The organism is Delftia sp. DT-2 (assembly GCF_028401915.1).
GTDB classification, from domain to species: domain Bacteria; phylum Pseudomonadota; class Gammaproteobacteria; order Burkholderiales; family Burkholderiaceae_C; genus Comamonas; species Comamonas tsuruhatensis.
The window spans coordinates 44,050-68,505 of record NZ_JAQOTI010000003.1 but is presented as its reverse complement, the minus strand read 5'-3'; the positions used below and the strand labels follow the sequence as shown (position 1 = coordinate 68,505).

Sequence of the window (24,456 nt, the reverse complement as noted above, 5' to 3'; positions counted from 1 at the left end):
TGCGAGGCCGCGCCAGTTTCATAGGCAGCGGGCATTGTGCCGAGCAATGGACAACTGAAATGACATCAATCTCCTCCGACCGCTACTGCGTCATGGGCAACCCCGTCGCGCACAGCCGTTCGCCCTGGATCCATGCCCGCTTTGCCGAACTGTGCGGGCAGGACCTGCGCTACGAGCGCCAGCATGTGGAGCTGGATGGCTTTGCCGAGGCCGTGCGCGCCTTCGTCACGGCAGGCGGACGCGGCTGCAATGTCACCGTACCCTTCAAGCTGGAAGCCGCACAGCTGGCCACCACCTCCAGCGAGCGCGTGCAACTGGCCGGCGCCGCCAACACCCTGGTGCTGGCGGCGGACGGCATCCATGCCGACAACACCGACGGCCTGGGCCTGGTGGCCGACATCGTGCGCAATGCGGGCGTGCCGCTGGCCGGGCGCGACCTGCTGCTGCTGGGCGCGGGTGGCGCCGCAGCCGGCGCACTGGGCTCGCTGCTTGCCGAGCGCCCGCGCCGCATCGCCGTGGTCAACCGCACCTTCGAGCGCGCCCAGGCCCTGGTGCAGCGCCATGCCGCCATTGCCGCGCAACATGGCGTGGAACTGGTGGCGCTGGAGCAGCAGGCCGTGGATGAGGATTTCGACGTGGTCATCAACGCCACCGCCAGCAGCCTGGCCGGTGCCGAGGTGCCCGTGCCGGCCCGCGTGCTGCGCCCTGGCAGCCTGGCCTACGACATGATGTACGGCCCCGCGGCTCAGGGCTTCATGCAGTGGGCCGAACAGCACGGCGCCACGGCCCGCGACGGGCTGGGCATGCTGGTGGAGCAGGCGGCCGAATCGTTTGCGCTGTGGCGCGGCGTGCGCCCGCCCTCGGCCCAGGTGCTGAACGAGCTGCGCGCCCATATTGCTCAAGGCGGCTGAGCGCTTCATGAAATCCCTGGCACGCGCCCTGCTGCTGGTGCTGTGCGCCGGCCTGCTGCTGCAGCTGTTCTTCGTGCTGCGCATTGCGCTGATGGTGGTGGTCGATCCCGAGTCCACAGCCTTCCAGCGCTCCGAAGCCTGGCAGATGCTGCGCAGCTCCGAAGGCCTGCACTGGAGCCAGCAATGGCTGCCCTATGACCGCATCGCGCCCACGCTCAAGCGCGCCGTCATTGCCTCCGAAGACGACAGCTTCACCGAACACCACGGGGTGCAATGGGAAGCCATCGAGAAAGCCTGGCAGCGCAACCAGCGCGCCGAAGCCCGGGCCATGAAGGCCGACAACGGCAAGGCGCCCAAGATCTATGGCGGCTCCACCATCACGCAGCAGCTGGCCAAGAACCTGCTGCTGTCGGGCGAACGCAGCCTGCTGCGCAAGGGGCAGGAACTGGTGCTGACCCAGCTGCTGGAACTGATGCTGAGCAAGCAGCGCATCCTGGAGATCTACCTCAACAGCGTGGAATGGGGCCAGGGCGTGTTCGGCGCCGAGGCGGCCGCTCGCCACTACTTCCGCAAGAGCGCCTCCCAGCTCAGCGCCGCCGAGGCCGCGCGCCTGGCCGTGATGCTGCCCCAGCCCAAGCGCTTCGAGAAGCTGCCCAACTCCGGCTATCTGCTGCAGCGCACGCGCACGGTCATGCAGAGAATGCCCAGCGCCGTCGTCCCCTGAACAGCTACATTCACCCCATGCGCATCCTTGGAATCGACCCCGGTCTGCAGACCACGGGATTCGGCGTGATCGACGTCGACGGCCACCGCCTGGCCTATGTGGCCAGCGGCACCATCCGCACCACGGGCATCGCGCTCGGCGACCTGCCGGGCCGGCTCAAGCTTCTGTTCGACGGCATCTCGGAAGTCGCCAGCCGCTACCAGCCCGACACCTCGGCCGTGGAAATCGTCTTCGTCAACGTCAATCCCCAGTCCACGCTGCTGCTGGGCCAGGCACGCGGCGCCGCGCTCACGGCCCTGGTCAACGCCGGCCTGCCGGTGGCCGAGTACACGGCACTGCAGATGAAGAAGGCCATGACCGGCCATGGCCGCGCGGCCAAGAGCCAGATCCAGGAAATGGTGCGCCGCCTGCTGCAACTGCCCGGCCTGCCCGGCACCGATGCCGCCGATGCCCTGGGCCTGGCCATCACCCACGCCCATGCAGGCGCCGCCATGACGAAGATGGCCGAGGTCACGCAGCTGCAGCGCCGCCAGCATGCGGTCTACAAAGGTGGGCGCGTCTACTAGGACACCAGTGCTTGGCCACCCTGCTCGGCCCTGAGCCTGATCCATTGCGCGATCCGGGGGAACACATCGGATTGCGCGTTGCCGGCCATCAGCAACCTGCTGTGGCTGTAGTCTTCGACAAAACCGGTGGCCTTGCCACACAGCACGAACTCCACATCCGTCCCGCCGAAAGCGCTTGCCAGCGCTTCGCACCCCTGCCAGGGTGCAATCAGGCGGTCTCCAGCACCCGCCAGCGCCAGAACGGGAATACGCACCTGGGAGAGTGCCTGCAGGTAGTTCATGCCGTCATGTCCCACAAATCGGCGCTGGAGATTCCACTGACACCACTGGCGCATCAGTTGGCCGCTTTCCGCCTCGGGCCCCACCATGCGGTTGGCTACCAGCCAGTTCCGGCGGCCTATCCACGCCAGGTAACCCCGGATCCTGGCCCAGGCCAGCGGTGTGGCGGCAGCATGGGTGGCCTGGGCGGCCAGCAGCACGACACCGGCCAGATGGTCCCGAGCCACATCGGGATTGCGAGCGGCCCAGATGGCTGCCGCAATGCCGCCCCCGCTGTGGCCTATCAGGGTCAAAGGCCGGCCCTGCTCCTCGCTGCGGATGGCCTCGATGGCACTGGCGATGTCATGCCTGGCCACGGCTTCCAGATCATGACCATGGCCGCAGGCCGGGTTCCGTCCATGGCCGCGCCAGTCGAAGAGCCAAGTGCCGAATCCCTGCGCCGCCAGATACGCGCCGAGCCGGTCGCAGGATGCGGTGCCGGAGAAGGTGCCGTGCGTGATGGCCACGACAGGCCCCTGGACGCAGCCGCTGCGCACCAGCACAAGGGTGTGGCCGTCGCCGGCCCGGATCCGAATTTCCTTCATGGCGGCCCGGCAGTCTCCGCAATGGCGGCAGCGCAGCCCATTCAGGACCTCAGACGATGCGTCCAAAGAACAGCACGGCGAAGAAGGTCACGCCGGCAATCACGGTCCACTTGAGGATGATGAAGCCCCAGCGCTTGTAGCGGGGCTGGCCCGTGCCCAGGTAGAACGCAAAGGACACGGCTGATGCCAGCAGCAGCACGGTGGCCAGCCAGCGGAAGATCAGCATGGCGGCGCCCGCCTCACCAGGCCCGCGCGGGCTGGGCGAAGCCCTTGGGCGCCTGGCGCTCGCTGTCGAAGCTGACCAGTTCCCAGGCGTCGGGCTGGGCCAGCAGGGCACGCAGCAGCTGGTTGTTCATGCCGTGGCCCGAGCGGAAGGCGCTGTAGGCGGCCAGCAGGGGCCTGCCGATCAGGTACAGGTCGCCGATGGCGTCCAAGATCTTGTGCTTGGCGAACTCGTCGTCGTAGCGCAGGCCGTCGCTGTTGAGCACCTTGTAGTCGTCCATGACGATGGCGTTGTCCATGCCGCCGCCCAGCGCCAGGCCGTGGCTGCGCAGCATTTCCACGTCCTTGGTGAAGCCGAAGGTGCGCGCGCGTGCGATGTCGCGCGTGTAGTTGTCCTCGCCCATGTCGAACTCCACGCACTGGCCGGTGGAGTCCACGGCAGGATGGGCGAAGTCGATCTCGAAGCGCAGCTTGAAGCCGTGGTACGGGTCGAAGCGTGCCCACTTGAGGTTCTGGCCCTCGCCCTCGCGCACCTCGACGGGGCGGATGACGCGGATGAAGCGCTTGGGCGCCTTCTGCAGCTCGATGCCCGCGCTTTGCAGCAGGAATACGAAGGAGGCGGAGGAGCCGTCTAGGATGGGCACTTCCTCGGCGGTGATGTCTATGTAGATGTTGTCGAGCCCGAGGCCGGCGATGGCCGACATCAGGTGCTCCACGGTATGCACCTTGGCGCCGCCCGTGCCGATGGTCGAGGCCATGCGCGTGTCGGTGACGGCTTCGGCGGAGATCGGGATGTCCACGGGCTCCGGCAGGTCCACGCGACGGAACACGATGCCGGTGTCGGGCTGCGCGGGACGCAGCGTCAATTCGACGCGCTGGCCGCTGTGCAGACCCACGCCCACGGCACGGGTGATCGTCTTGATGGTGCGTTGTTGGAGCATCCGGCTATTTTAAAGTGCGGCAGCCGTGCGCAGGGCATGGCCCTGGCACGGCATTCGCTATCACAACCATGCAGCGACCGTATCGGCCGCTGCTCAGTCAGCCTGCTTGCGCAGGAAGGCCGGGATTTCCAGATCGTCCATGCCGCCGGAGGCCAGGGCATCGACGCGGGCAGCGGCCTGCGTGCGGTTGGTACGCCAGACGCTGGGCACCGACATGTTGTTGGCATAGTCGGCGCCGCCAGCAGCACCGCCGACCAGGCCGCCGGCTGCCGTTGCGGCACCCATGGAGGCCGAAGGCAGCTGGTAGCTCATGTTGTCGGTACCGGTGCGCAGGCCGCCCTGCACCACCTGCATGTTCTGGCGGCGTGCGCTGGGGCGCGACAGGCCGGTGGCCACCACGGTGACGCGGATTTCGTCACCCAGGCTGTCGTCGTAGGCAGCGCCGTAGATCACATGCGCATCGGGCGAGGCGTAGGCATTGATGGTGCTCATGGCCAGGCGCGACTCGGACAGCTTGAGGCTGCCCTTGGCGGCCGTGACCAGCACCAGCACGCCCTTGGCGCCCGACAGGTCGATGCCCTCCAGCAGCGGGCAGGCCACGGCCTGCTCGGCAGCGATGCGCGCGCGGTCGGGGCCGGCGGCCTTGGCCGTGCCCATCATGGCCTTGCCGGGTTCGCCCATGACGGTGCGCACGTCTTCGAAGTCGACGTTCACATGGCCGTACTCGTTGATGATTTCGGCAATGCCGCCCACGGCGTTCTTGAGAACGTCGTTGGCATGGGCAAAGGCCTCGTCCTGCGAGATGTCGTCGCCCAGCACGTCCAGCAGCTTCTCGTTGAGCACGACGATCAGCGAATCGACGTTGGCTTCGAGTTCGCTCAGGCCGCTGTCGGCGTTGGCCATGCGTCGGCCGCCTTCCCACTCGAAGGGCTTGGTGACCACGCCCACGGTGAGGATGCCCATTTCCTTGGCCACGCGCGCGATCACGGGCGCAGCGCCCGTGCCCGTGCCGCCGCCCATGCCGGCTGTGATGAACAGCATGTGCGCGCCTTCGATGGCAGTGCGGATGTCGTCCTCGGCCAGCTCGGCGGCTTCGCGGCCCTTGTCGGGCTTGCTGCCCGCACCCAGGCCGCTGCCACCGAGCTGGATGGTGCGGTGGGCGCTGCTGCGCAGCAGCGCCTGCGCGTCGGTGTTGGCGCAGACGAACTCCACGCCCTGCACGTTGCGCGCAATCATGTGCTCGACGGCATTGCCGCCGCCGCCGCCAACGCCGATCACCTTGATCTGCGTACCCTGGTTGAATTCTTCAACTTCAATCATGTCGATGGGCATGTTGGTTCTCCTGTAGCTCTCTGTAAGTGGTCACCACCGTCTGGGGAAAATTCTGTCTTCTGTCCGGTATTCGGAAGCCGGTGGGCGGGCCGGTAATGCGCAGTCGATGAAAGCACATATCAAAAGTTCCCCACGATGAAGTCTTTGAAACGGCCAAAAGCGGTCTTCATCGACCCACTCTTTTGTGCCACCTTGAAACCGCGCAGGCGAGCCAGGCGGGCCTCTTCGAGCAATCCCATCACGGTGGCGGCGCGGGGTTGAGCCACCATGTCAGCCAATGCGCTCGAATACTTGGGGATGCCGCGGCGCACGGGCTTGAGGAAGATGTCCTCGCCCAGTTCCACCATGCCCGGCATGACGGCGCTGCCGCCGGTCAGCACGATGCCCGAGGACAGCACTTCCTCGTAGCCTGAATCGCGCACCACCTGCTGCACCAAAGAAAAAATCTCTTCCACGCGCGGCTCGATCACGCCGGCCAGCGCCTGCTTGCTGATCATGCGCGGGCTGCGGTCGCCCAGGCCCGGCACTTCGACCTGGGCGTCGGGGTCGGCCAGCAACTGCTTGGCATAGCCGCTTTCGACCTTGATGTCCTCGGCGTCCTTGGTGGGCGTGCGCAGCGCCATGGCGATGTCGCTGGTGATCAGGTCGCCCGCGATGGGAATGACGGCCGTGTGCCGGATGGCGCCGCCCGTGAAGATGGCCACGTCGGTGGCGCCCGCGCCGATATCGACCACGGCCACGCCCAGCTCGCGCTCGTCATCGGTGAGCACGGCCTGGCTCGATGCCAACGGGTTGAGCAGCAGCTGCTCGACCTCCAGGCCGCAGCGGCGCACGCATTTGATGATGTTCTCGGCCGCGCTCTGCGCGCCCGTGACGATGTGGATCTTGGCCTCCAGGCGGATGCCGCTCATGCCGATGGGCTCGCGCACTTCCTGGCCGTCGATCACGAATTCCTGCGGCTCGACCAGCAGCAGCCGCTGGTCCGAGGAGATGTTGATGGCCTTGGCCGTCTCCATCACCCGCGCCACGTCGGTGGCCGTGACTTCCTTGTCCTTGATGGCCACCATGCCGCTGGAGTTCAGGCCGCGGATGTGGCTGCCGGTGATGCCGGTGCACACGCGCTGGATCTTGCAGTCGGCCATCAGCTCGGCCTCCTTCAGCGCCTGCTGGATGCTCTGCACCGTGGCGTCGATGTTGACCACCACGCCACGCTTGAGTCCGTTGCTCGGGGCCACGCCGAGGCCGGCGAGCTTGAGTTCGCCGTTGTACAGGACCTCGGCGACCACGACCATGACCTTGGCCGTGCCGATGTCCAGTCCGACGATCACATCTTTGTATTCTCTTGCCATATCAGCATCCGCCCCCGGTTGGTTCTGTCCTGTCGCTGTGTCGCTGCTTGGTGTGCATGTACATAGGTCTGTCCTCCCTCGTCTTCAGCGTCGGGGACGCACTGCAGCCGGCGCCTTGGCCGTGCCGGTGGTCACACCGCGCAGCCTCAGCGCATATCCGTCTTCGTAGCGCAGGTCGGCCGACTCGATGGCGTCGGCCTTGCGCTTGTATTGGGTCGTGATCTGGGGCAGCGTGCGCACGAAGCGCTGCACGCGCTGCAGCACGGCCTCCACGCTGCCGCCACCCAGTTCGATCTGTGCGTCGTTGGCCAGCCTGAGCTGCCAGCTGCCGCGCGCATTGAGCGTCAGCCCGTCGATCTCCACATCCAGCGGCCCCAGCGCCGGCACCAGCAGCCGGTACATCTGCAGCATCTGCGGGGCGCTGTCCTCGGGGCCCTGCAGGCGCGGCAGGCCGTCGCGGTCCAGCTCGCCCAGGTTGGCCTCGAAGACCTCGCCGAAGCTGTTGACCAGGCCGGTGCCCGAATCAGGCCCCCAGAAGGCCTCGGCCACATGCTCGTGCAGGATGACGCGCAGGCTGTTGGGATAGTCGCGGCGCACCTGCGCCTCGCGCACCCAGGGCACCTGCTCGAACGCCGCCTTGGCGGCCTTGAGATCCACGGTGAAGAAGTTGCCCGTGAGCACCGGCGCCACATTGGCGCGCAGCGTCACCGCGTTGTTGTGCACCAGCTCGCCCTCGACCACGATGCGGCCGATGTTGAAGGCCGGATGGCGCAGCGCCCACCAGCTCACCGCTGCCAGCCCCAGCGCAGCCACGCCCACGAACAGGACCGTGGCGGTCACGTTCATGAGCTTGACGTCGAAGGGGGCCGGCAGGGAGTAGCTCATGCGTGCTCCTGCTCCGGTTGCGCGTCCAGCGCGGCGCTGGCCAGGATGCCCAGGCACAGGTTTTCGTAGCTCACGCCGATGGCGCGGGCCGACATGGGCACCAGCGAGTGGCCCGTCATGCCCGGCGAGGTGTTGATCTCCAGCAGGAAGGGCTTGCGGTCGCTGGCGCGGATCATGATGTCGGCGCGCGACCAGCCGCGGCAGCCCAGCGTGCGGAAGGCCCGCACGACGATGCGCCGGATCTCGGCCTCTTCCTCGGCAGGCAGGCCGCTGGGGCAGTGGTACTGGGTGTCGTCGGTGAAGTACTTGTTCTGGTAGTCGTAGTTGCCTTCGGGCGCGACGATGCGGATCACGGGCAGGGCGTGGGCGCCCTCGCCGGTTCCGAGCACGGGGCAGGTGGTTTCGTCGCCTTCGATGAACTCTTCGCAGAGCACTTCGGGGTCGTACCGGGAGGCCAGCACATAGGCCTGCTCGCATTCCTCGGCTGTCCAGACCTTGGTCAGGCCGATGGTCGAGCCCTCGCGCGAGGGCTTGACTATCATGGGCGCGCCCAGCGCCTGCAGCGCGGCGCGGGTCTCGTCGGCGCTGGCGACCAGCCGCCAGTCGGGCGTGGGCAGACCCTCGAAGCGCCAGATGCGCTTGGTCATGATCTTGTCCATGGCGATGCTGGAGGCCATCACGCCGGGGCCCGTGTACGGGATGCCCAGCAGCTCCAGCGCGCCCTGCACCGTGCCGTCCTCACCGTAGCGGCCATGCAGCGCGATGAAGCAGCGGTCGAAACCGTCCTTCTTCAACTCGCCCAGGTCCCGCTCGGCGGGGTCGAAGGCATGGGCATCCACGCCCTGCGACAGCAGGGCCTTGAGCACGCCCGTGCCCGACATCAGCGAGACCTCGCGCTCGGCCGAGCGGCCGCCCAACAGCACGGCCACCTTGCCCAGGGCCTTGACATCGATCTGGGTGCCGAAGCTGCTCATTGCGCAGCTCCCTGCTGCGCCTGCAGCTCTTGTTTCTGAAGCATTTCAACCAACTTTCCGGGCACGGCGCCAATCGAGCCGGCCCCCATGCACAACAGCACGTCGCCATCGCGGGCGTGGGCGGCCAGGGCCGCCGGCAGCTCGGCAACGTCTTCCACAAAGACCGGCTCGACCCGGCCGGCCACGCGCAGGGCGCGCGCCAACGAGCGGCCATCGGCCGCCACCACCGGCGCCTCGCCGGCCGCATAGACCTCGGTCAGCAGCACGGCATCGGCCAGGCCGATGACCTTGACGAAATCCTCGAAGCAATCGCGCGTGCGGCTGTAGCGGTGCGGCTGGAAGGCCAGCACCAGGCGGCGGCCCGGGAAGGCGCCGCGCGCAGCAGCCAGCGTGGCCGCCATCTCGACAGGGTGGTGCCCGTAGTCGTCGATGACGGTGAAGATGCCACCGTCCGCTGCAGGGAGTTCGCCATAGCGCTGGAAGCGCCGGCCCACGCCCTTGAAGCTTTCGAAGGCGCGCAGCAGCGCCTCGTCGGCAATCTCCAGCTCCATGGCGACGGCCACGGCCGACAGCGCGTTGAGCACGTTGTGCTCGCCCGGCAGGCTCAGCACCACGTCCAGGTCGGGATAGCTTTGGCCGTTGCTGCGGCGCACCGTGAAATGCATGCGGCCGGCCTCGGCGCGCACGTTGAGGGCGCGCACCTGGGCGTCCTCGGCAAAGCCGTAGGTGGTCACGGGGCGGGCCACCTGGGACAGGATCTCGCGCACGGCCGGGCTGTCCACGCAGACGATGGCGCGGCCGTAGAACGGCATGCGGTGCAGGAAGTCGACGAAGGCGCCCTTGAGCCGGCCGAAGTCATGGCCGTAGGTTTCCATGTGGTCGGCGTCGATGTTGGTGACGACAGCCATCACGGGCAGCAGGTTCAGGAAGGAGGCGTCGGACTCGTCCGCCTCGACCACGATGTAGTCGCCCTGGCCCAGCTTGGCGTTGGCGCCCGCGCTGTTGAGCTTGCCGCCGATGACGAAGGTCGGGTCCAGCCCGGCCTCGGCCAGCACGCTGGTCACCAGGCTGGTGGTCGTGGTCTTGCCGTGGGCTCCTGCGATGGCGATGCCCTGCTTGAAGCGCATCAGCTCGGCCAGCATGAGCGCACGCGGCACGACGGGGATCTTGTGCGTGCGCGCCGCGACCACCTCGGGGTTGTCGGACTGCACGGCGGTGGAGGTGACGACGGCGTCAGCCCCCTCGATGTTCGCGGCCGCATGGCCGACGTGGGTGGCAATGCCCAGGCCTGCGAGCCGGCGCAGCGTGGCGCTGTCGGACAGGTCCGAGCCCGAGACGGCGTAACCCAGGTTGTGCAGCACCTCGGCGATGCCGCTCATTCCGGCGCCGCCGATGCCGACGAAATGGATGTGATGAATGGCGTGCTTCATGCGGCCAGTTCCTCACAGGCGGCGACCACCTCGGCGGTGGCTTCGGTCTTTTGCATTTTCTTGGCTTTTCCAGCGCGCTCCAGCAGCGTCGCACGCTGCATATTTTGTAGCATTTCGGCCAGGCTTTGGGCAGTCAGTGCGCTTTGTTGCATCAACCATCCACCACCGGCATCGACCAGGAAACGCGCGTTCGCGGTCTGGTGGTCGTCCACGGCGGCCGGGAAAGGCACATAGATGGCGGCTGCGCCCACGGCCGCGATCTCGGTCACCGTGCTGGCACCGGCGCGGCAGACGATGACATCGGCCTCGGCAAAGGCGCGGGCCGTATCGTCGATGAAGGGCGTCAGCTCGGCCTGCACGCCTGCCGCCGCGTAGTTGGCGCGCAGGGCGTCGATCTGTGCGGCGCCGCTTTGGTGGAGCACGACGGGGCGCACATCGGCCGGAATCAGGGCCAGCGCCTGCGGCACGATCTCGTTGAGCGCCTTGGCGCCCAGGCTGCCGCCCACCACCAGCAGGCGCAGCGGTCCGCTGCGGCCCGCAAAGCGCTGCTCGGGCGCGGGCTGCTCGGTGAAGGCCTGGCGCAAGGGGTTGCCGACCCAGCGGCCCTTGGGGAACACGTTGGGGAAGGCGGTGAAGATGCGGTGGGAGACGCTGGCCAGCACCTTGTTGGCCATGCCGGCCACGGAGTTCTGCTCATGCAGCACCAGGGGCTTGCCGGCCAGCACGGCCATCATTCCACCGGGGAAGCTGATGTAGCCGCCCAGGCCCACGACCACGTCGGGCTTGACGCGGCGCACCACGGCCAGCGCCTGCCAGAAGGCACGCAGCAGGCGCATGGGCAAAAAGGCCAGGGTCATGATGCCCTTGCCGCGCACGCCCGAGAACTCGATGGTCTCCAGCGGGAAGCCCTGGGCCGGCACGATGCGGGACTCCATGGAGCCGGGGGCGCCCAGCCAGCGCACGTTCCAGCCGCGCTCGCGCAGCGCCTGGGCCACGGCCAGGCCCGGGAAGATATGGCCGCCCGTGCCGCCGGCCATGATCAGGGCCGTGCGCTGGCGTTGCGTGCCTTGAGAGGTGGACTGCGTCATGCATGCCCTCCCTTCATCAGCAACTTGTTCTCGTAGTCCACCCTTAACACCACCGCTATCGCTATCAGATTCATGAGGATGGCCGACCCGCCGAAGCTCATCAGGGGCAGCGTCAGTCCCTTGGTCGGCAGCGCGCCCAGGTTCACGCCCATGTTGATGAAGGCCTGGAAGCCCATCCAGATCGCAATGCCCTCGGCCACCAGGCCGGAGAACACCCGGTCCAGCGCAATGGCCTGCCGCCCTATGAGCATGATGCGGCGCGTGAGCCACAGGAAGGTGACGGCGATCAGGAGCACGCCGACCAGGCCGAATTCCTCGCCGATCACGGCCAGCAGAAAGTCGGTGTGCGCCTCGGGCAGCCAGTGCAGCTTTTCGACGCTGCGACCCAGGCCCACGCCGAAGATCTCGCCGCGCCCGATGGCGATCAACGCATGCGACAGCTGGTAGCCCTTGCCCAGGGCATGCTTTTCATCCCAGGGATTGAGGTAGGCAAAGATGCGCTCGCGCCGCCATTCGGAGGTGGCGATGATGAGCACGAAGGCCAGCACCACCAGGGCCGCGATCAGGAAGAACATGCGCGCGTTCACGCCGCCCAGGAACAGGATGCCCATGGCGATCACCACGATCACCATGAAGGCGCCCATGTCGGGCTCGGCCAGCAGCAGCACCCCGACCAGCACCACGGCCAGCCCCATGGGCAGCACGGCGCGGAAGAAGCGCTCCTTGACCTCCATCTTGCGCACCATGTAGTCGGCCGCATAGATGAGCACGGCGAACTTGGCCAGCTCGGACGGCTGGAAGTTCATGATGCCCAGGGACAGCCAGCGCCGCGCGCCGTTGACCACGGTGCCCACGTGCGGGATCAGCACGGCCACCAGCAGGACCAGGGACACCAGGAAGAGCTTGCGCGCCATGCGCTCCCAGGTGGCCATGGACACCTGGAAGGCCAGCAGCGCGCCGACGAAGGCCATGCCTATGGACATGGCATGGCGCATCAGGAAATGGGTGGGCGCGATCTTGCCGAAGCGCGGATTGTCCGGCATGGCGATCGATGCCGAATACACCATGACCAGGCTCCAGGCCAGCAGGCCTATGACCACCCAGATCAGGGCCTGGTCCAGGCCGAGCACGCTGGCCGGCGTCTGCGTGGGCCGGTGGTACTGGGGACCGCCCAGGCGCACGGGCAGCACGTCGATGGCCTTTTCCTGCGCGCCTCCGAACCAGGAGCGCATGCGGCCCAGGGCCTGGTTCATGGCGTTCATCGCGCTCATGCAGCACCTCCGAGTTCATGCCCGGCATCCAGCGCCAGCGCGCGCACGGCATCGACGAACTGGTGGGCCCGGTCCTCGTAGTTGCGGAACATGTCCAGGCTGGCGCAGGCGGGCGACAGCAGCACGGCGTCGCCTTCATGGGCGCGAGAGGCGGCCAGCTCCACGGCATCGGCCATGGTGGTGGCATCGACCAGGGGCACGCCGCAGTCCTGCAGCGCAGCGCGGATGCGGCCCGCGTCGCGGCCGATCAGCACGGCGGCGCGCACGTGGCGCGACACGGGTGCGGCCAGCGGAGAGAAATCCTGGCCCTTGCCGTCACCGCCCAGGATGACCACGATGCGGTGGTCAGGCCCCAGGCCCGACAGCGCGGCCACGGTAGCGCCCACGTTCGTGCCCTTGCTGTCGTCGTAGTACTCCACGCCGTTGACGCGGCCGATGGGCTGGACGCGGTGCGGCTCGCCCCGGTACTCGCGCAGGCCGTAGAGCAGGGGCGCCAGCGTGCAGCCGCCCGCGCTGGCCAGGGCCAGGGCGGACAGGGCATTGATGGCGTTGTGCCGGCCGCGGATGCGCAGCGCGTCGGCGGGCATCAGGCGCTGGATGTACAGGTCTTCGGCGTTCTTGCCCTTGGCGGTTTCGTCGGCCTCATGGGCGCGCACCAGCCACGTCATGCCGCTGACCACTTCCAGACCGAAGTCGCCGGGGCGGCGCGGCATGTCGCCGCCGAAGGTGATGTGGGCGCGCTGCTGGGGCTTTTGGCGCTTGCCCGGCGGCACCACGGGTGCCGGCAGCATGCGCATGACCTCGGGGTCCTCGCGGTTGAGCACCATGATGCCGCTGCTGCCGAAGATGCAGGCCTTGGCATCGGCATAGGCGCGCAGGCTGCCGTGCCAGTCCAGGTGGTCCTGGGTGATATTGAGGACGGCAGCGGCCGTGGGCTCGAACATCTGCACGCCATCGAGCTGGAAGCTGGACAGCTCCAGCACCCAGGCCTGGGGCAGCGTTTCGGCATCGATGGCCTGGGTCAGCGTGTCCAGCAGCGTGGGGCCGATATTGCCCGCCACCGCCACGCGCAGGCCCGCATGCTCCAGCAGTTGGCCGGTCAGCGAGGTGACCGTGGTCTTGCCATTGGTCCCGGTAATGCCCAGCACGGTGGGACGGTAGCCATGGGCTGCGGCCAGGGCCTTGAGCGCCATGGCGAAGAGATCGAGTTCGCCGCCCACGGGCAGGCCCTGGGCCCGGGCCGTGTCGACCACGGGCGCCACGGCGGCCGGGCTCAGGCCGGGCGAGCGGTAGACCAGCCCCAGGCTCTGGCCGTCCACCAGCTGGGCCGTGAAATCTCCGGGCACGAAGCGCGCCTGGGGCAGCTCGGCGGACAGCTGTTGCAGCTGGGGCGGCGCCTGGCGCGTATCGGCCACGATGACTTCGGCGCCGCAGCGCACGCACCAGCGCGCCATGGCCAGGCCCGAGGCGCCCAGGCCCAGGATGAGCACGCGCTGGCCCTGCAGGTGCTGGGCCTGCTCGCCGGGCCAGCCGGCAGCCACGGGTGGCAGTACCTGTTCGGCTTCAACCGCCTCTTCGGTGGCGACCGGGGTGACCTCGGCGTCGGAGGAATCCGAGATGCTGGGGTCGGCAAAGATCTGGGCCACGAAGGCAGCGGCATCCCTGGCTGCCGTCAGCGTGGAGATGTCGGGTACAGGCTCGGTCATCGCCGCAGGGGCCGGGGCTGCCTCAAGCCCAAGCGCCTGCGAAGGCTCCGCAGCCAGCGGCTGCTCTGCGCCTTCCAGAGCCGCAGCCGGCGAATCGTCCAGGACCGGATCCGCGACCGGCTCGTCCGCCCGCTCGCCGGCAGACTCCGAGGCAAAGTCGGCCCCCTTGGCCAGTTCGGCATGCAGCGCCGGGACAGCGGGCTCGCCAGCCGGCAGCGCAGGAGGTTCGGTCTTGAAGTCTTCGGTGTTCATGGACTCACCTCAGCTTCAGCGTGGACAGGCCCAGCAGGCACAGCAGCATGGTGATGATCCAAAAGCGGATCACGACCTGGGTTTCCTTCCAGCCGCTCTTCTCGAAATGGTGGTGCAGTGGCGCCATCTTGAGCAGGCGACGGCCTTCGCCATAGCGCTTCTTGGTGAACTTGAACCAGGTAACCTGCAGCATCACCGACAGCGCCTCGACCACGAAGATGCCGCCCATGATGGCCAGCACGATTTCCTGGCGAACGATCACGGCGATGGTGCCCAGCGAAGCGCCCAGCGCCAGCGCGCCCACGTCGCCCATGAAGACCTGGGCCGGATGGGCGTTGAACCACAGAAAGGCCAGACCCGCTCCGGCCATGGCCGCGCAATACACCAGCAGCTCGCCCGAGCCCGGGATGTGCGGGAACAGCAGGTACTTGGCGTAGCCGGCGTTGCCGGTCACATAGGCAAAGATGCCCAGGGCCGAGCCCACCATGATCACGGGCATGATGGCCAGGCCGTCCAGGCCATCGGTCAGGTTCACCGCATTGCTGGCGCCCACGATGACCAGGTAGGTCATGACCACGAAGCCGAGCACGCCCAGCGGGTAGCTGACTTCCTTGAAGAAGGGAACAAGCAGGCCGGCCTTGGGCGGCAGGTCCAGCGAAAAGCCCGACTGCACCCAGGTCACGAACAGCTCGAAGACCTGGGCATTGGTGTTCTCCGAAATGCAGAACACCAGGTAGAGAGCGGCCAGCAGTCCGATGACGGACTGCCAGAAATACTTCTCGCCCGAGCGCATGCCCTCGGGGTCTTTGTTGACCACCTTGCGCCAGTCATCGACCCAGCCGATGGTGCCGAAGCCCAGGGTGACCAGCAGCACGATCCAGACGAAGCGGTTGGACAGGTCGAACCACAGCAGCGTGGACACGGCAATGGACAGCAGGATCAGCGCCCCGCCCATGGTGGGCGTGCCGCTCTTGGCCAGATGGGTTTCCATGCCGTAGCCGCGCACGGGCTGGCCGATCTTGAGCGAGGTCAGCATGCGGATCAGGCGCGGCCCGGCCAGCAGGCCGATGACCAGGGCCGTGAGCGCGGCCATCACGGCGCGCATCGTGAGGTACTGGAAGACGCGCAGAAAGCCGAACTCGGGGGACAGGCCCTGCAGCCATTGGGACAGCATCAGCAGCATGCGGCCTCCTTCTTGCAACCGTCATCCTTGCCGGCCGCCTCGACCGCCTGAACCACCTGCTCCATCTTCATGAACCTCGAACCCTTGACCAGAATGCTACCCACCTCGGGCAGCGCGGCACAGGCTGCCTGTTGCAGCGAGGCCATGTCTTCGAAATGCCGGGCACCTGCACCGAATGCGGTGGCGGCGGATGTGCTTTGCGCGCCCAGCGTGAACAGCCGGGCAATGCCCAGGCTGCGCGCCAGCGCGCCCGCCTCGGCATGGAATTGCGGCCCCTGGTCGCCGACCTCGCCCATGTCGCCCAGCACCAGCAGCTGGGGAGCGGGCAGTTCGCGCAGCACCTCGATGGCCGCGGCCACCGAATCGGGATTGGCGTTGTAGCTGTCGTCGATCACGGTGACCGGGCGACCTTGCACCGAAACGCTCAGCGCGCGCGAGCGGCCCTGCACGGGCTCGAACACGCTCAGGCCGCGTGCGATGTCGGCCAGCGGCACGCCGGCAGCCTGGGCGCAGGCCGCTGCGGCCAGCGCGTTGCGCACGTTGTGGCGGCCGGCGATGTGCAGGCGCACCGGCGCCTCGCCCTCGGGCGTGGCCAGGGTGAACTGCCAGGCATCGCCCAGCCACAGCGCGTCACGCGCGTGGATATGGGCGCCGTCGCCAGACTCGCCGAACAGCAGACATTGGCGGGCGCCCGCCAGCTCACGCCACAGCGGCGTGTAGGTGTCGCCTGCGGGGAAAACGGCCACGCCGTCGGCGGGCAGGGCCAGCAGCACGCTGCCGTTTTCGCGCGCCACGGCCTCGACCGTGTGCATGAATTCCTGGTGCTCGCGCTGGGCGTTGTTGACCAGGGCCACCGTGGGTTGGCCGATGGCGGCCAGCTCGGCAATCTCGCCGGGATGGTTCATGCCCATCTCCAGCACGGCCACGCGGTGCTGGCCGGTCATGCGCATCAGGCTCAGCGGCAGGCCGATGGAGTTGTTGAAGTTGCCGCGCGTGGCCAGCGCCGCCTCGCCCGCATGGGCACGCAGGATGGAGGCCACCATCTGCGTGACCGTGGTCTTGCCGTTGCTGCCGGTGACGGCGATCAGCGGCAGCGCAAAGCGCGCGCGCCAGGCCGTGGCCAGCGCGCCCAGGGCGGCCAGCGAATCGGGCACTTCGATGCCGGACAGGCCTGCAGCCTCCAGGCCGCCATGGGCCAGGGCTGCGGCGGCACCGGCCTCGCGGGCCTGGACCAGGAACTGGTTGGCATCGAAACGCTCGCCCTTCAAGGCGACGAACATATCCCCGGCCTGCAGCGTGCGAGTGTCGGTGTGCACGCGCGTGAGCACGGTCTGGCCGTTGCCGACCAGCCGTGCCTGGGGGATATGCGACTGGATCAGCTCCAGCGCTTGTTGCAAGGTCATCATGACCGCTTCTTTCCTTCACGGGCCGCCAGCGCCTTGCGCGCCTCGGCCATGTCGGAGAACGGATGGCGCTGGCCTGCCGTCTCCTGGTAGTCCTCATGTCCCTTGCCGGCGATCAGCACCACGTCGCGTTCGCTGGCGTGCGCGATCGCCTGGGCGATGGCCGCCGCGCGATCGGCCTGGGACTGCAGGTTCTCGCCCGGCTGCATGCCGGCCAGGATCTGGTCGATGATGCGGTCGGGCACTTCGCTGCGCGGGTTGTCGCTGGTGACCAGCACGCAGTCGGCATTCTTCTGGGCGGCCTGCCCCATGAGCGGCCGCTTGGTGGCATCGCGGTCTCCACCGCAGCCGAACACGCACCACAGCCGGCCCTGGCGCTGCTCGGCGGCCGGGCGCAAGGCGCGCAGGGCCTTGTCCAGCGCGTCAGGCGTGTGGGCGTAGTCCACGGCCACCAGCGGCTGGCCGGGCTGGACGATCTGCTGCATGCGGCCGGGCACGGGCTCCAGGTGGGCGCAGGCAGCGACGGCCTGGTCCAGGCTCAGGCCCAGGCAGCGCAGCGCTGCCAGCACACCCAGCAGGTTGGATACGTTGTACTGGCCCACCATGCGCGTGTGCATGCGCAGGCTGTGGCCGGCCTCGATCACGGTGAAGCTCAGGCCCTCGGCGCCCAGCGCGATGTCCTTGGCCTGCAGGCGCGCCGCGCCCTCGATGGAAATGCTCCAGACATCGAGCGCGGCAGAGGATGGGCGCGACTGCAGCGTGGCCCACAGGCGCGCGCCGTGCGCGTCGTCCACATTGACGACGGCGGCCTGCAGGCCGGGCCAGTCGAACAGCGCGGCCTTGGCATCCCAGTAGGCCTGCATGCTGCCGTGGTAGTCGAGATGGTCCTGCGTGAAATTGGTGAACATCGCCACGCGGATGCGCGTGCCGTCCAGCCGGTGCTCGACGATGCCGATGGACGAGGCCTCGATGGCGCAGGCCGCCAGGCCCGCATCGGCGTACTCGCGGAATGCGCGCTGCAGCCGCACCGGGTCGGGCGTGGTCATGCCCGTGGATTCCAGGGCGGGCGGGATGCCCACGCCCAGCGTGCCCACCAGGGCGCAGCCGCTGCGTTCCTGCAGCTTCACCTGGGCCAGCGCATGCGCCAGCCACCAGGCCGTGGTGGTCTTTCCGTTGGTGCCGGTGACGGCCAGCACGTCGATCCGGGCGCTGGGATGCTGGAACCACTGGTCGGCGATCAGGCCCGTGGCGGCCTTGAGGCCGGGCAAGGCCGCAATGTGCTCGCCGGAAAAACCGAAGGGCTCGACGCCCTGCGCTTCGACCAGGCAGGCCACGGCGCCGCGCTCCAGGGCCGAGGCCACATGGGCGCGGCCATCGGTGGCCGCGCCGGGCCAGGCAATGAAGGCATCGCCGGGCCGGACCTTGCGGCTGTCGGTCTGCAGCGTGCCGCTGCCTTGCAGGCGGGCGGCCAGCCATTGGACAGCCTCGGTGGCCGACGACAGCATCAGCAGGGCTTGGGAGGAACTCATAGCGAGGGCTCCTCCACGGGATTGGCGACGATCAAGGGCTTGACTTCCATATCGGGCTGCACGCCCATCAGGCGCAGCGTCTGCTGCACCACTTCGCTGAACACGGGTGCCGCCACGGTGCCGCCGTAGATGGTGCCGGCACTGGGCTCGTCCACCATCACGGCGACGATGATGCGCGGGTTCTCGATGGGCGCCATGCCCGTGAACCAGGCGCGGTACTTGCCGGCGGCATAGCCCTTGCCCTGCTGCTTGCGGGCCGTGCCCGACTTGCCGCCCACCGAGTAGCCGATGGTCTGGGCGCGCTGGCCCGTGCCGCCGGGGCCGGCCGCCAGGGCCAGCATCTTGCGCACCTCGTTGGCCGTGCGCGGAGAGAACACGGGCACGCCCACGGGCGGCTCGTCGGTCTTGACCATGGTGGCCGGGATCACGCGCCCGCCGTTGGCAAAGACGGTGTAGCTGCGCGTCATCTGCAGCAGGCTGGCGGACAGGCCGTAGCCATAGCCCATGGTGGCCTGCTCCACCGGCCTCCAGGTCTTGTAGGGACGCAGGCGACCGCTGGCGGCGCCGGGAAAGGAGATCTGCGGCTTCTGGCCGAAGCCCACGGCCGAGAAGGTTTCCCACATTTCCTTGGCCGGCATCTGCAGCGCGATCTTGGTCGTGCCCACGTTGCTGGACTTCTGGATCACGCCGGCCACGGTGAGCAGGCCGTAGTTGTGGGTGTCGGAAATCGTCGAGCCCGTGACGTTGACGCGGCCCGGCGTGGTGTCGATGGGCGTTTCCGGCTTGAAGCGGCCCGACTCCAGCGCCAGGCCGATGGTGATGGGCTTCATGGTCGAGCCGGGCTCGAAGGTGTCGGTGATGGCGCGGTTGCGCAGCTGCTCGCCCGTCAGGTTCTTGCGCTTGTCGGGCACGTAGCTGGGGTAGTTGGCCAGGGCCAGCAATTCGCCGGTGTGCGCATCCATGACCACCACGCTGCCCGCCTTGGCCTTGTGCGCGATGACCTGCTCCTTGAGCTTCTGGTAGGCGAAGTACTGGACCTTGCTGTCCACGGACAGCTGGATGTCGCGGCCGTCCTGAGGCGGCACTTCCTCGCCCACGCCCTCGACCACGCGGCCCAGGCGGTCCTTGATCACGCGGCGCGAGCCGGGCTTGCCACCCAGCTCCTTGTCGAAGGCCAGCTCCATGCCTTCCTGGCCATGGTCTTCCACATTGGTGAAGCCCACGATGTGGGCAGCCGATTCGCCTTCCGGGTACTGGCGCTTGTATTCCTTGCGCTGGTAGATGCCCTTGATGTTGAGGGCATGGATCTGCTGGCCCACGTCCCAGTCGAGCTGGCGCTTGATCCAGACGAAGGTCTTGTCCTCGTCGGCCAGCTTTTCCATCAGCGCGGGCAGCGGCATCTCCATGAGCGCGGCCAGCTGCTTGAGCTTGGCCTTGACCTCGGGGTCGTCCTGCTCGACATCTTCGGGAATGGCCCAGATGCTGGCGGCGGGAACGCTGGAGGCCAGGATCAGTCCATTGCGGTCCAGCAGGCGGCCGCGGTTGGCCGGCAGCTCCAACGTGCGCGCAAAGCGCACCTGGCCCTGGCGCTGGAAGAAGTCGTTGCCGAACACCTGCACATAGGCCGCGCGTGCACCCAGGCCGACAAAGCCCAGGCCCAGCATGGCCACGATCATCTTGCTGCGCCACAGGGGTGTCTTGGACGCCAGCAAGGGGCTGGAGGTGTAGAGCACGCTGCGCGTCATGGAGCCACTCCCGTGCGCGCATCGTCATTGACGTACTGGGCGATGGCCGGCGTGGCCGGCTTCATCTGCAGGCGCTCGCGCGCCATGACCTCGATGCGCTGCGGCGTGGCCTGGGCGCGCTTTTCCACCTGCAGGCGCTGCTGCTCGGTGGCCAGGCGGCGCGATTCGGCCACGGCGCGGTCCAGTTCGGTGAACAGCCGGCGCGACTCGTACTGGTTGTGCACCAGGAAGATGGCGCTGGCCATCACCGCCAGCAGCAGCACGAGGTTCAGGCGCAGCATGCCACGCCCTCCTCTTGCGCCAGACGGTGCGTGCGCTTCATGCAGGCACCTCGGTGCGGCGGGCCACGCGCATCACGGCCGAGCGCGAACGCGCATTGGCGGCGACCTCGGCCTCGCTGGGCTTGATGCGGCCCAGGGCTTCAAGGCGCATGGGTGTGGGCGCGGCAAAGGGTGCGCGCCGGTCATAGACTTCCTTGGAATGCCTGGCAATGAACTGCTTGACGATGCGGTCTTCCAGCGAGTGGAAGCTGATCACCACCAGGCGCCCGCCCGGCGCGAGCACGCGCAGGCTGGCCTCTAGCGCCTGTTCGAGTTCTTCAAGCTCGGCATTGATGAAAATCCGAAGAGCCTGGAATGTGCGTGTCGCTGGGTTCTGCCCAGCCTCGCGGGTCCGGACCGCGCCAGCCACGAGCTCGGCAAGCTCCGCGGTATTGCGAAGGGGCCCCTGGCTTTCGCGCCGAGCAACAATCGCCTTTGCAATGGGGCCAGCAAACCGTTCTTCGCCGTAGTCACGTATCACCTCCGCAATCTGCTGGGCATCGGCTTCCGCCAGCCAGTCCGCCACGCTCTGACCGCGCGTGGTGTCCATGCGCATGTCCAGCGGACCCTCGAAGCGGAAGCTGAAGCCACGCTCGGGGTTGTCGATCTGGGGAGAGCTCACCCCCAGGTCCATCAGCACGCCCTGCACGCTGCCGGCCGGCAACTCGCCCAGGTGGCGAAACCCTTCGTGCCGAATCGAAAAACGCGCATCGGTGATGCGCGCTGCCTCTTCGATCGCGTCCGGGTCCTTGTCGAACGCCAGCAAGGTCCCGCCCGGCCCTAGCCGCTGGAGGATGCGCCGGGAATGCCCGCCTCGCCCGAACGTCGCGTCCACCCATTGCCCGGCAACGGGCTGCGCGGCGCCGTCCAGCAGCGCATCGACGGCCTCGTCGAGCAAAACGGTGATGTGTTGCAACGGCTGATTCAAGAGAACGCCTCTTTCCTAGAAAGCAAAATCCTGGAAGGCCGCAGGCATCTCTTCCTGCATGGCCTTCGCTTCATGTGCCTCATAAGTGGCCTTGTCCCACAGCTCGAAATGGTTGCCCATTCCCAGCAGCACGACCTCCTTGGTCAGACCCACGGCGTCGCGCAACTCGGGCGACACCAGCACACGGCCGGTGGCATCCATGTCCACGTCCATGGCGTTGCCCAGGAAGATGCGCTTCCACCACTGCGCCGACATGGGCAGCTGCGCGATCCGCTCGCGGAACTGCAGCCACTCCGTGCGCGGGAACAGCATCAGGCAACCATGGGGGTGTTTGGTGAGGGTGACCTGGCCCTGCGCCATGGCCAAGAGGGCGTCACGATGCCGGGTCGGCACAGACAGCCGCCCCTTGCCATCGAGATTCAGCGAGGACGCCCCTTGAAACACGGTCAGTCACCCCGGTCGGTTGGAGCCATCGCGTCCCGAAAATCGGGGCACAAAGGCAACTTTCACCACTTAATTGCACTTTTTTGCACTGTAGCAGCAATTTGGTGTTTCACAACCCGGGAATGGACAATTATTTGCAATGAAATCAACAACTTAGAGATCGAATGCAATGTGAGTGATGACAAAAAACCGAGACTTTACAAGCACTTAGGGGAGTGATTGCAAGTGAACTCTCAATCCCGGCAGGCAATTGCAACGATTCAATTCGCTGGCGACGGGGTGCAACTCGGGCCGGCCTCCTACAAAAAGTGACTGCCCGGCAATGCGGGCAGTCACTTCGATGGCGGCCGCTCGGCCGCCGGGGCAGGCTTCAGAGGATGAAGCGAGACAGGTCTTCGTCCTGGCTCAGGGACTGCAGGCGCTGGTCCACGTAGGCCGCGTCGATGGTGACGGTCTGCCCCGAAAGCTTGGCCGCATCGAAGCTGACCTCGTCCAGCAGCCGCTCGAGCACGGTGGACAGGCGGCGCGCGCCGATGTTCTCGGTGCGCTCGTTGACCTCGAAGGCGATGCCGGCCAGCCGGGTGATGCCTTCGGGCGTGAACTCCAGCGTGACGCCTTCGGTGGCCAGCAGCGCCTGGTACTGCTTGACCAGGGAGGCATGGGTCTGGGTGAGGATGGCCTCAAAGTCCTGGACCGACAGCGACTCCAGCTCCACGCGGATCGGGAAGCGCCCCTGCAGCTCGGGGATGAGGTCGCTGGGCTTGGACAGGTGGAAGGCACCCGAGGCGATGAACAGGATGTGGTCGGTCTTGACCACGCCGTACTTGGTGGAGACGCTGGTGCCCTCGACCAGGGGCAGCAGGTCGCGCTGCACGCCCTGGCGCGAAATGTCGGAGCCGCTGCTTTCCTGGCGCGTGGCGACCTTGTCGATCTCGTCGATGAAGACGATGCCGTTTTGCTCCGCATTGGCAATGGCGCGCGTGCGCACGTCTTCCTCGTTGACGAGCTTGGCCGCTTCCTCGTCGGTCAGCAGCTTCATGGCCTCGGCAATGCGCAGCTTGCGCGTCTTGCGCTTTTCCTGGCCCATGTGGCTGAACATGCCGCGCAGCTGCTCGGCCATCTCCTCCATGCCCTGCGGGCCCATGATCTGCACCTGAGGCGGCGCGTCGGCCACGTCGATATCGATTTCCTTGTCGTCGAGTTGGCCTTCGCGCAGCTTCTTGCGGAAAACCTGGCGGGCCGTGCTGTCGGCAGCCACCTCGCCGCTGCGGGCCTGGGGCACGAGCACGTCGAGGATGCGGTCCTCTGCAGCGTCTTCGGCGCGCAGGCGCAGCTTCTTCATGTCGGCCTCGCGCGTCTGCTTGACGGCGACCTCGGCCAGATCGCGGATGATGGCGTCCACGTCCTTGCCCACGTAGCCCACTTCGGTGAACTTGGTGGCCTCGACCTTGATGAAGGGCGCATCGGCCAGCCGCGCCAGGCGTCGCGCGATCTCGGTCTTGCCCACGCCGGTGGGGCCGATCATGAGGATGTTCTTGGGCGTGATCTCCTGGCGCAGGCCGTCGGCCACGTTCTGGCGGCGCCAGCGGTTGCGCAGCGCGATGGCCACGGCGCGCTTGGCGCCAGCCTGGCCGACGATGTGGCGGTCCAGTTCGGAGACGATCTCCTGGGGGGTCATGGCAGAGGACATGGTGTGTATTCGAAGCATTGCGCCGCCAGCCCCGCTTCCGTTACCTGGCCGCTGGCGGCTATCCGTTTCAATGGCCGGGCGAGAACCGCCCGCGCCGCGAGGGTCTCAGAGCGTCTCGACCGTATGGTGCATGTTGGTGTAGATGCACAGCTCGCCGGCAATCGCCAGCGACTTGCGCACGATCTCCTCCGCCGACAGCTCGGTGTTGGTCAGCAGCGCCTTGGCCGCCGAGTGCGCGTAGGCGCCACCCGATCCGATGGCCACGATGCCCTGCTCGGGCTCCAGCACATCGCCGTTGCCGGTGATGATCAGCGAGGCCGATGCATCGGCCACGGCCAGCATGGCCTCCAGCCGGCGCAGCACGCGGTCGGTGCGCCAGTCCTTGGTCAGCTCGATGGCCGCGCGCGTCAGATGGCCCTGGTGCTTTTCCAGCTTGGCCTCGAAGCGCTCGAACAGCGTGAAGGCGTCGGCCGTGGCGCCGGCAAAGCCGGCCAGCACCTTGCCGTGGTAGAGCTTGCGCACCTTGCGCGCCGTACCCTTGACGACGATGTTGCCCAATGTGACCTGGCCATCGCCACCGATGGCGACCTGCACGCCTTCGGGGGTCTGCCGGCGCACGCTGATGATGGTGGTGCCGTGATACTGTTCCATAGCGGTGCCAGATGAGGGCGGCTCCCGTCTTCTCAAGAGCCCCTCCAAA

The 24,456-nt window shown here is 67.5% G+C and carries 23 protein-coding genes; 3 read left to right on the top strand and 20 right to left on the bottom strand.

Annotation, left to right across the window (positions count from 1 at the left end):
* Nucleotides 1-59: 59 nt before the first annotated feature.
* Genes aroE through ruvC form a run of 3 tightly spaced genes read left to right on the top strand, consistent with a single transcriptional unit; the run spans nt 60 to nt 2,201 of the window.
* Nucleotides 60-911: a shikimate dehydrogenase gene (gene aroE, locus PO605_RS05235; protein WP_272206160.1), complete on the top strand. Its 852-nt coding sequence runs from the start codon at nt 60-62 to the stop codon at nt 909-911.
* Between the two features lie 7 nt (nt 912-918).
* Nucleotides 919-1,635, top strand: a complete 717-nt coding sequence (gene mtgA, locus PO605_RS05230) for a monofunctional biosynthetic peptidoglycan transglycosylase (RefSeq protein WP_016448022.1) — start codon at nt 919-921, stop codon at nt 1,633-1,635.
* 17 nt (nt 1,636-1,652) lie between these two features.
* Nucleotides 1,653-2,201 (top strand): crossover junction endodeoxyribonuclease RuvC, encoded by a 549-nt coding sequence (gene ruvC / locus PO605_RS05225; RefSeq protein WP_016448023.1) that lies wholly within the window; start codon nt 1,653-1,655, stop codon nt 2,199-2,201.
* On the opposite strand, the gene PO605_RS05220 is transcribed toward ruvC, so the two are convergent.
* The 20 genes from PO605_RS05220 to hslV all read right to left on the bottom strand — a co-directional run bounded on the left by PO605_RS05220 (nt 2,198) and on the right by hslV (nt 24,407).
* The gene (locus PO605_RS05220) at nt 2,198-2,986 is read right to left on the bottom strand and encodes an alpha/beta fold hydrolase (RefSeq protein ID WP_231574571.1); all 789 of its coding nucleotides are present in this window, start codon (nt 2,984-2,986) and stop codon (nt 2,198-2,200) included. The genes ruvC and PO605_RS05220 overlap by 4 nt on opposite strands.
* A gap of 127 nt (nt 2,987-3,113) precedes the next feature.
* Nucleotides 3,114-3,290 (bottom strand): hypothetical protein, encoded by a 177-nt coding sequence (locus PO605_RS05215; RefSeq protein ID WP_016448025.1) that lies wholly within the window; start codon nt 3,288-3,290, stop codon nt 3,114-3,116.
* A gap of 13 nt (nt 3,291-3,303) precedes the next feature.
* Nucleotides 3,304-4,227 (bottom strand): UDP-3-O-acyl-N-acetylglucosamine deacetylase, encoded by a 924-nt coding sequence (lpxC, locus tag PO605_RS05210; RefSeq protein ID WP_012203406.1) that lies wholly within the window; start codon nt 4,225-4,227, stop codon nt 3,304-3,306.
* Between the two features lie 93 nt (nt 4,228-4,320).
* Entirely contained in the window at nt 4,321-5,559 is a 1,239-nt protein-coding gene (ftsZ, locus tag PO605_RS05205; RefSeq protein WP_016448027.1) for a cell division protein FtsZ, read from the bottom strand.
* Nucleotides 5,560-5,678: 119 nt separating this feature from the next.
* Nucleotides 5,679-6,908 carry a cell division protein FtsA gene (gene ftsA, locus PO605_RS05200; protein WP_012203404.1) on the bottom strand — a complete coding sequence of 410 codons (1,230 nt, stop codon included), beginning with the start codon at nt 6,906-6,908 and terminating at the stop codon, nt 5,679-5,681.
* Nucleotides 6,909-6,992: 84 nt separating this feature from the next.
* Nucleotides 6,993-7,793: a cell division protein FtsQ/DivIB gene (locus PO605_RS05195; RefSeq protein ID WP_016448028.1), complete on the bottom strand. Its 801-nt coding sequence runs from the start codon at nt 7,791-7,793 to the stop codon at nt 6,993-6,995.
* Complete coding sequence (locus PO605_RS05190) at nt 7,790-8,767, bottom strand: D-alanine--D-alanine ligase (RefSeq protein WP_017404614.1); 978 nt, start codon at nt 8,765-8,767, stop codon at nt 7,790-7,792. The genes PO605_RS05195 and PO605_RS05190 overlap by 4 nt, the downstream gene beginning before the upstream one ends.
* The gene (gene murC / locus PO605_RS05185) at nt 8,764-10,197 is read right to left on the bottom strand and encodes a UDP-N-acetylmuramate--L-alanine ligase (protein ID WP_016453132.1); all 1,434 of its coding nucleotides are present in this window, start codon (nt 10,195-10,197) and stop codon (nt 8,764-8,766) included. Before murC ends, PO605_RS05190 begins: the two co-directional genes overlap by 4 nt.
* Entirely contained in the window at nt 10,194-11,285 is a 1,092-nt protein-coding gene (gene murG / locus PO605_RS05180) for an undecaprenyldiphospho-muramoylpentapeptide beta-N-acetylglucosaminyltransferase (RefSeq protein ID WP_016448031.1), read from the bottom strand. The genes murC and murG overlap by 4 nt, the downstream gene beginning before the upstream one ends.
* Nucleotides 11,282-12,547: a putative lipid II flippase FtsW gene (gene ftsW / locus PO605_RS05175; RefSeq protein WP_017404612.1), complete on the bottom strand. Its 1,266-nt coding sequence runs from the start codon at nt 12,545-12,547 to the stop codon at nt 11,282-11,284. Before ftsW ends, murG begins: the two co-directional genes overlap by 4 nt.
* Nucleotides 12,548-12,552: 5 nt before the next feature.
* Nucleotides 12,553-14,514 (bottom strand): UDP-N-acetylmuramoyl-L-alanine--D-glutamate ligase, encoded by a 1,962-nt coding sequence (gene murD / locus PO605_RS05170; RefSeq protein WP_046983934.1) that lies wholly within the window; start codon nt 14,512-14,514, stop codon nt 12,553-12,555.
* Nucleotides 14,515-14,518: 4 nt separating this feature from the next.
* Nucleotides 14,519-15,697, bottom strand: a complete 1,179-nt coding sequence (mraY, locus tag PO605_RS05165; RefSeq protein ID WP_016448034.1) for a phospho-N-acetylmuramoyl-pentapeptide-transferase — start codon at nt 15,695-15,697, stop codon at nt 14,519-14,521.
* Nucleotides 15,688-17,103 carry a UDP-N-acetylmuramoyl-tripeptide--D-alanyl-D-alanine ligase gene (locus PO605_RS05160; RefSeq protein ID WP_272206159.1) on the bottom strand — a complete coding sequence of 472 codons (1,416 nt, stop codon included), beginning with the start codon at nt 17,101-17,103 and terminating at the stop codon, nt 15,688-15,690. The genes mraY and PO605_RS05160 overlap by 10 nt, the downstream gene beginning before the upstream one ends.
* Entirely contained in the window at nt 17,100-18,629 is a 1,530-nt protein-coding gene (locus tag PO605_RS05155; RefSeq protein ID WP_016453129.1) for a UDP-N-acetylmuramoyl-L-alanyl-D-glutamate--2,6-diaminopimelate ligase, read from the bottom strand. Before PO605_RS05155 ends, PO605_RS05160 begins: the two co-directional genes overlap by 4 nt.
* Entirely contained in the window at nt 18,626-20,374 is a 1,749-nt protein-coding gene (locus PO605_RS05150; RefSeq protein ID WP_013804112.1) for a peptidoglycan D,D-transpeptidase FtsI family protein, read from the bottom strand. Before PO605_RS05150 ends, PO605_RS05155 begins: the two co-directional genes overlap by 4 nt.
* The gene (gene ftsL / locus PO605_RS05145; protein WP_012203393.1) at nt 20,371-20,655 is read right to left on the bottom strand and encodes a cell division protein FtsL; all 285 of its coding nucleotides are present in this window, start codon (nt 20,653-20,655) and stop codon (nt 20,371-20,373) included. The genes PO605_RS05150 and ftsL overlap by 4 nt, the downstream gene beginning before the upstream one ends.
* A gap of 37 nt (nt 20,656-20,692) precedes the next feature.
* Complete coding sequence (gene rsmH / locus PO605_RS05140; RefSeq protein ID WP_016448037.1) at nt 20,693-21,622, bottom strand: 16S rRNA (cytosine(1402)-N(4))-methyltransferase RsmH; 930 nt, start codon at nt 21,620-21,622, stop codon at nt 20,693-20,695.
* 15 nt (nt 21,623-21,637) lie between these two features.
* On the bottom strand, nt 21,638-22,066 hold the full coding sequence (gene mraZ / locus PO605_RS05135) for a division/cell wall cluster transcriptional repressor MraZ (protein WP_026062826.1): 429 nt from the start codon (nt 22,064-22,066) through the stop codon (nt 21,638-21,640).
* Nucleotides 22,067-22,436: 370 nt separating this feature from the next.
* A complete protein-coding gene (gene hslU / locus PO605_RS05130; RefSeq protein ID WP_197065177.1) occupies nt 22,437-23,756 on the bottom strand; it encodes an ATP-dependent protease ATPase subunit HslU in 1,320 nt (439 codons plus the stop codon).
* A gap of 105 nt (nt 23,757-23,861) precedes the next feature.
* Nucleotides 23,862-24,407 carry an ATP-dependent protease subunit HslV gene (gene hslV / locus PO605_RS05125; protein WP_016448040.1) on the bottom strand — a complete coding sequence of 182 codons (546 nt, stop codon included), beginning with the start codon at nt 24,405-24,407 and terminating at the stop codon, nt 23,862-23,864.
* Nucleotides 24,408-24,456 lie beyond the last annotated feature (49 nt).

Coding starts and splice junctions, on each gene's coding strand:
- PO605_RS05215 (WP_016448025.1), bottom strand. CDS start 3,290: ATGCTGATCTTCCGCTGGCTGGCCACCGTGCTGCTGCTGGCATCAGCC.
- murG (WP_016448031.1), bottom strand. CDS start 11,285: ATGACGCAGTCCACCTCTCAAGGCACGCAACGCCAGCGCACGGCCCTG.
- ftsW (WP_017404612.1), bottom strand. CDS start 12,547: ATGAACGCCATGAACCAGGCCCTGGGCCGCATGCGCTCCTGGTTCGGA.
- ftsA (WP_012203404.1), bottom strand. CDS start 6,908: ATGGCAAGAGAATACAAAGATGTGATCGTCGGACTGGACATCGGCACG.
- PO605_RS05160 (WP_272206159.1), bottom strand. CDS start 17,103: ATGATGACCTTGCAACAAGCGCTGGAGCTGATCCAGTCGCATATCCCC.
- lpxC (WP_012203406.1), bottom strand. CDS start 4,227: ATGCTCCAACAACGCACCATCAAGACGATCACCCGTGCCGTGGGCGTG.
- PO605_RS05155 (WP_016453129.1), bottom strand. CDS start 18,629: ATGAGTTCCTCCCAAGCCCTGCTGATGCTGTCGTCGGCCACCGAGGCT.
- PO605_RS05195 (WP_016448028.1), bottom strand. CDS start 7,793: ATGAGCTACTCCCTGCCGGCCCCCTTCGACGTCAAGCTCATGAACGTG.
- ftsL (WP_012203393.1), bottom strand. CDS start 20,655: ATGCTGCGCCTGAACCTCGTGCTGCTGCTGGCGGTGATGGCCAGCGCC.
- murD (WP_046983934.1), bottom strand. CDS start 14,514: ATGAACACCGAAGACTTCAAGACCGAACCTCCTGCGCTGCCGGCTGGC.
- ftsZ (WP_016448027.1), bottom strand. CDS start 5,559: ATGCCCATCGACATGATTGAAGTTGAAGAATTCAACCAGGGTACGCAG.
- murC (WP_016453132.1), bottom strand. CDS start 10,197: ATGAAGCACGCCATTCATCACATCCATTTCGTCGGCATCGGCGGCGCC.
- mraY (WP_016448034.1), bottom strand. CDS start 15,697: ATGCTGCTGATGCTGTCCCAATGGCTGCAGGGCCTGTCCCCCGAGTTC.
- PO605_RS05150 (WP_013804112.1), bottom strand. CDS start 20,374: ATGACGCGCAGCGTGCTCTACACCTCCAGCCCCTTGCTGGCGTCCAAG.
- PO605_RS05190 (WP_017404614.1), bottom strand. CDS start 8,767: ATGAGCAGCTTCGGCACCCAGATCGATGTCAAGGCCCTGGGCAAGGTG.
- hslV (WP_016448040.1), bottom strand. CDS start 24,407: ATGGAACAGTATCACGGCACCACCATCATCAGCGTGCGCCGGCAGACC.
- hslU (WP_197065177.1), bottom strand. CDS start 23,756: ATGTCCTCTGCCATGACCCCCCAGGAGATCGTCTCCGAACTGGACCGC.
- ruvC (WP_016448023.1), top strand. CDS start 1,653: ATGCGCATCCTTGGAATCGACCCCGGTCTGCAGACCACGGGATTCGGC.
- aroE (WP_272206160.1), top strand. CDS start 60: ATGACATCAATCTCCTCCGACCGCTACTGCGTCATGGGCAACCCCGTC.
- mtgA (WP_016448022.1), top strand. CDS start 919: ATGAAATCCCTGGCACGCGCCCTGCTGCTGGTGCTGTGCGCCGGCCTG.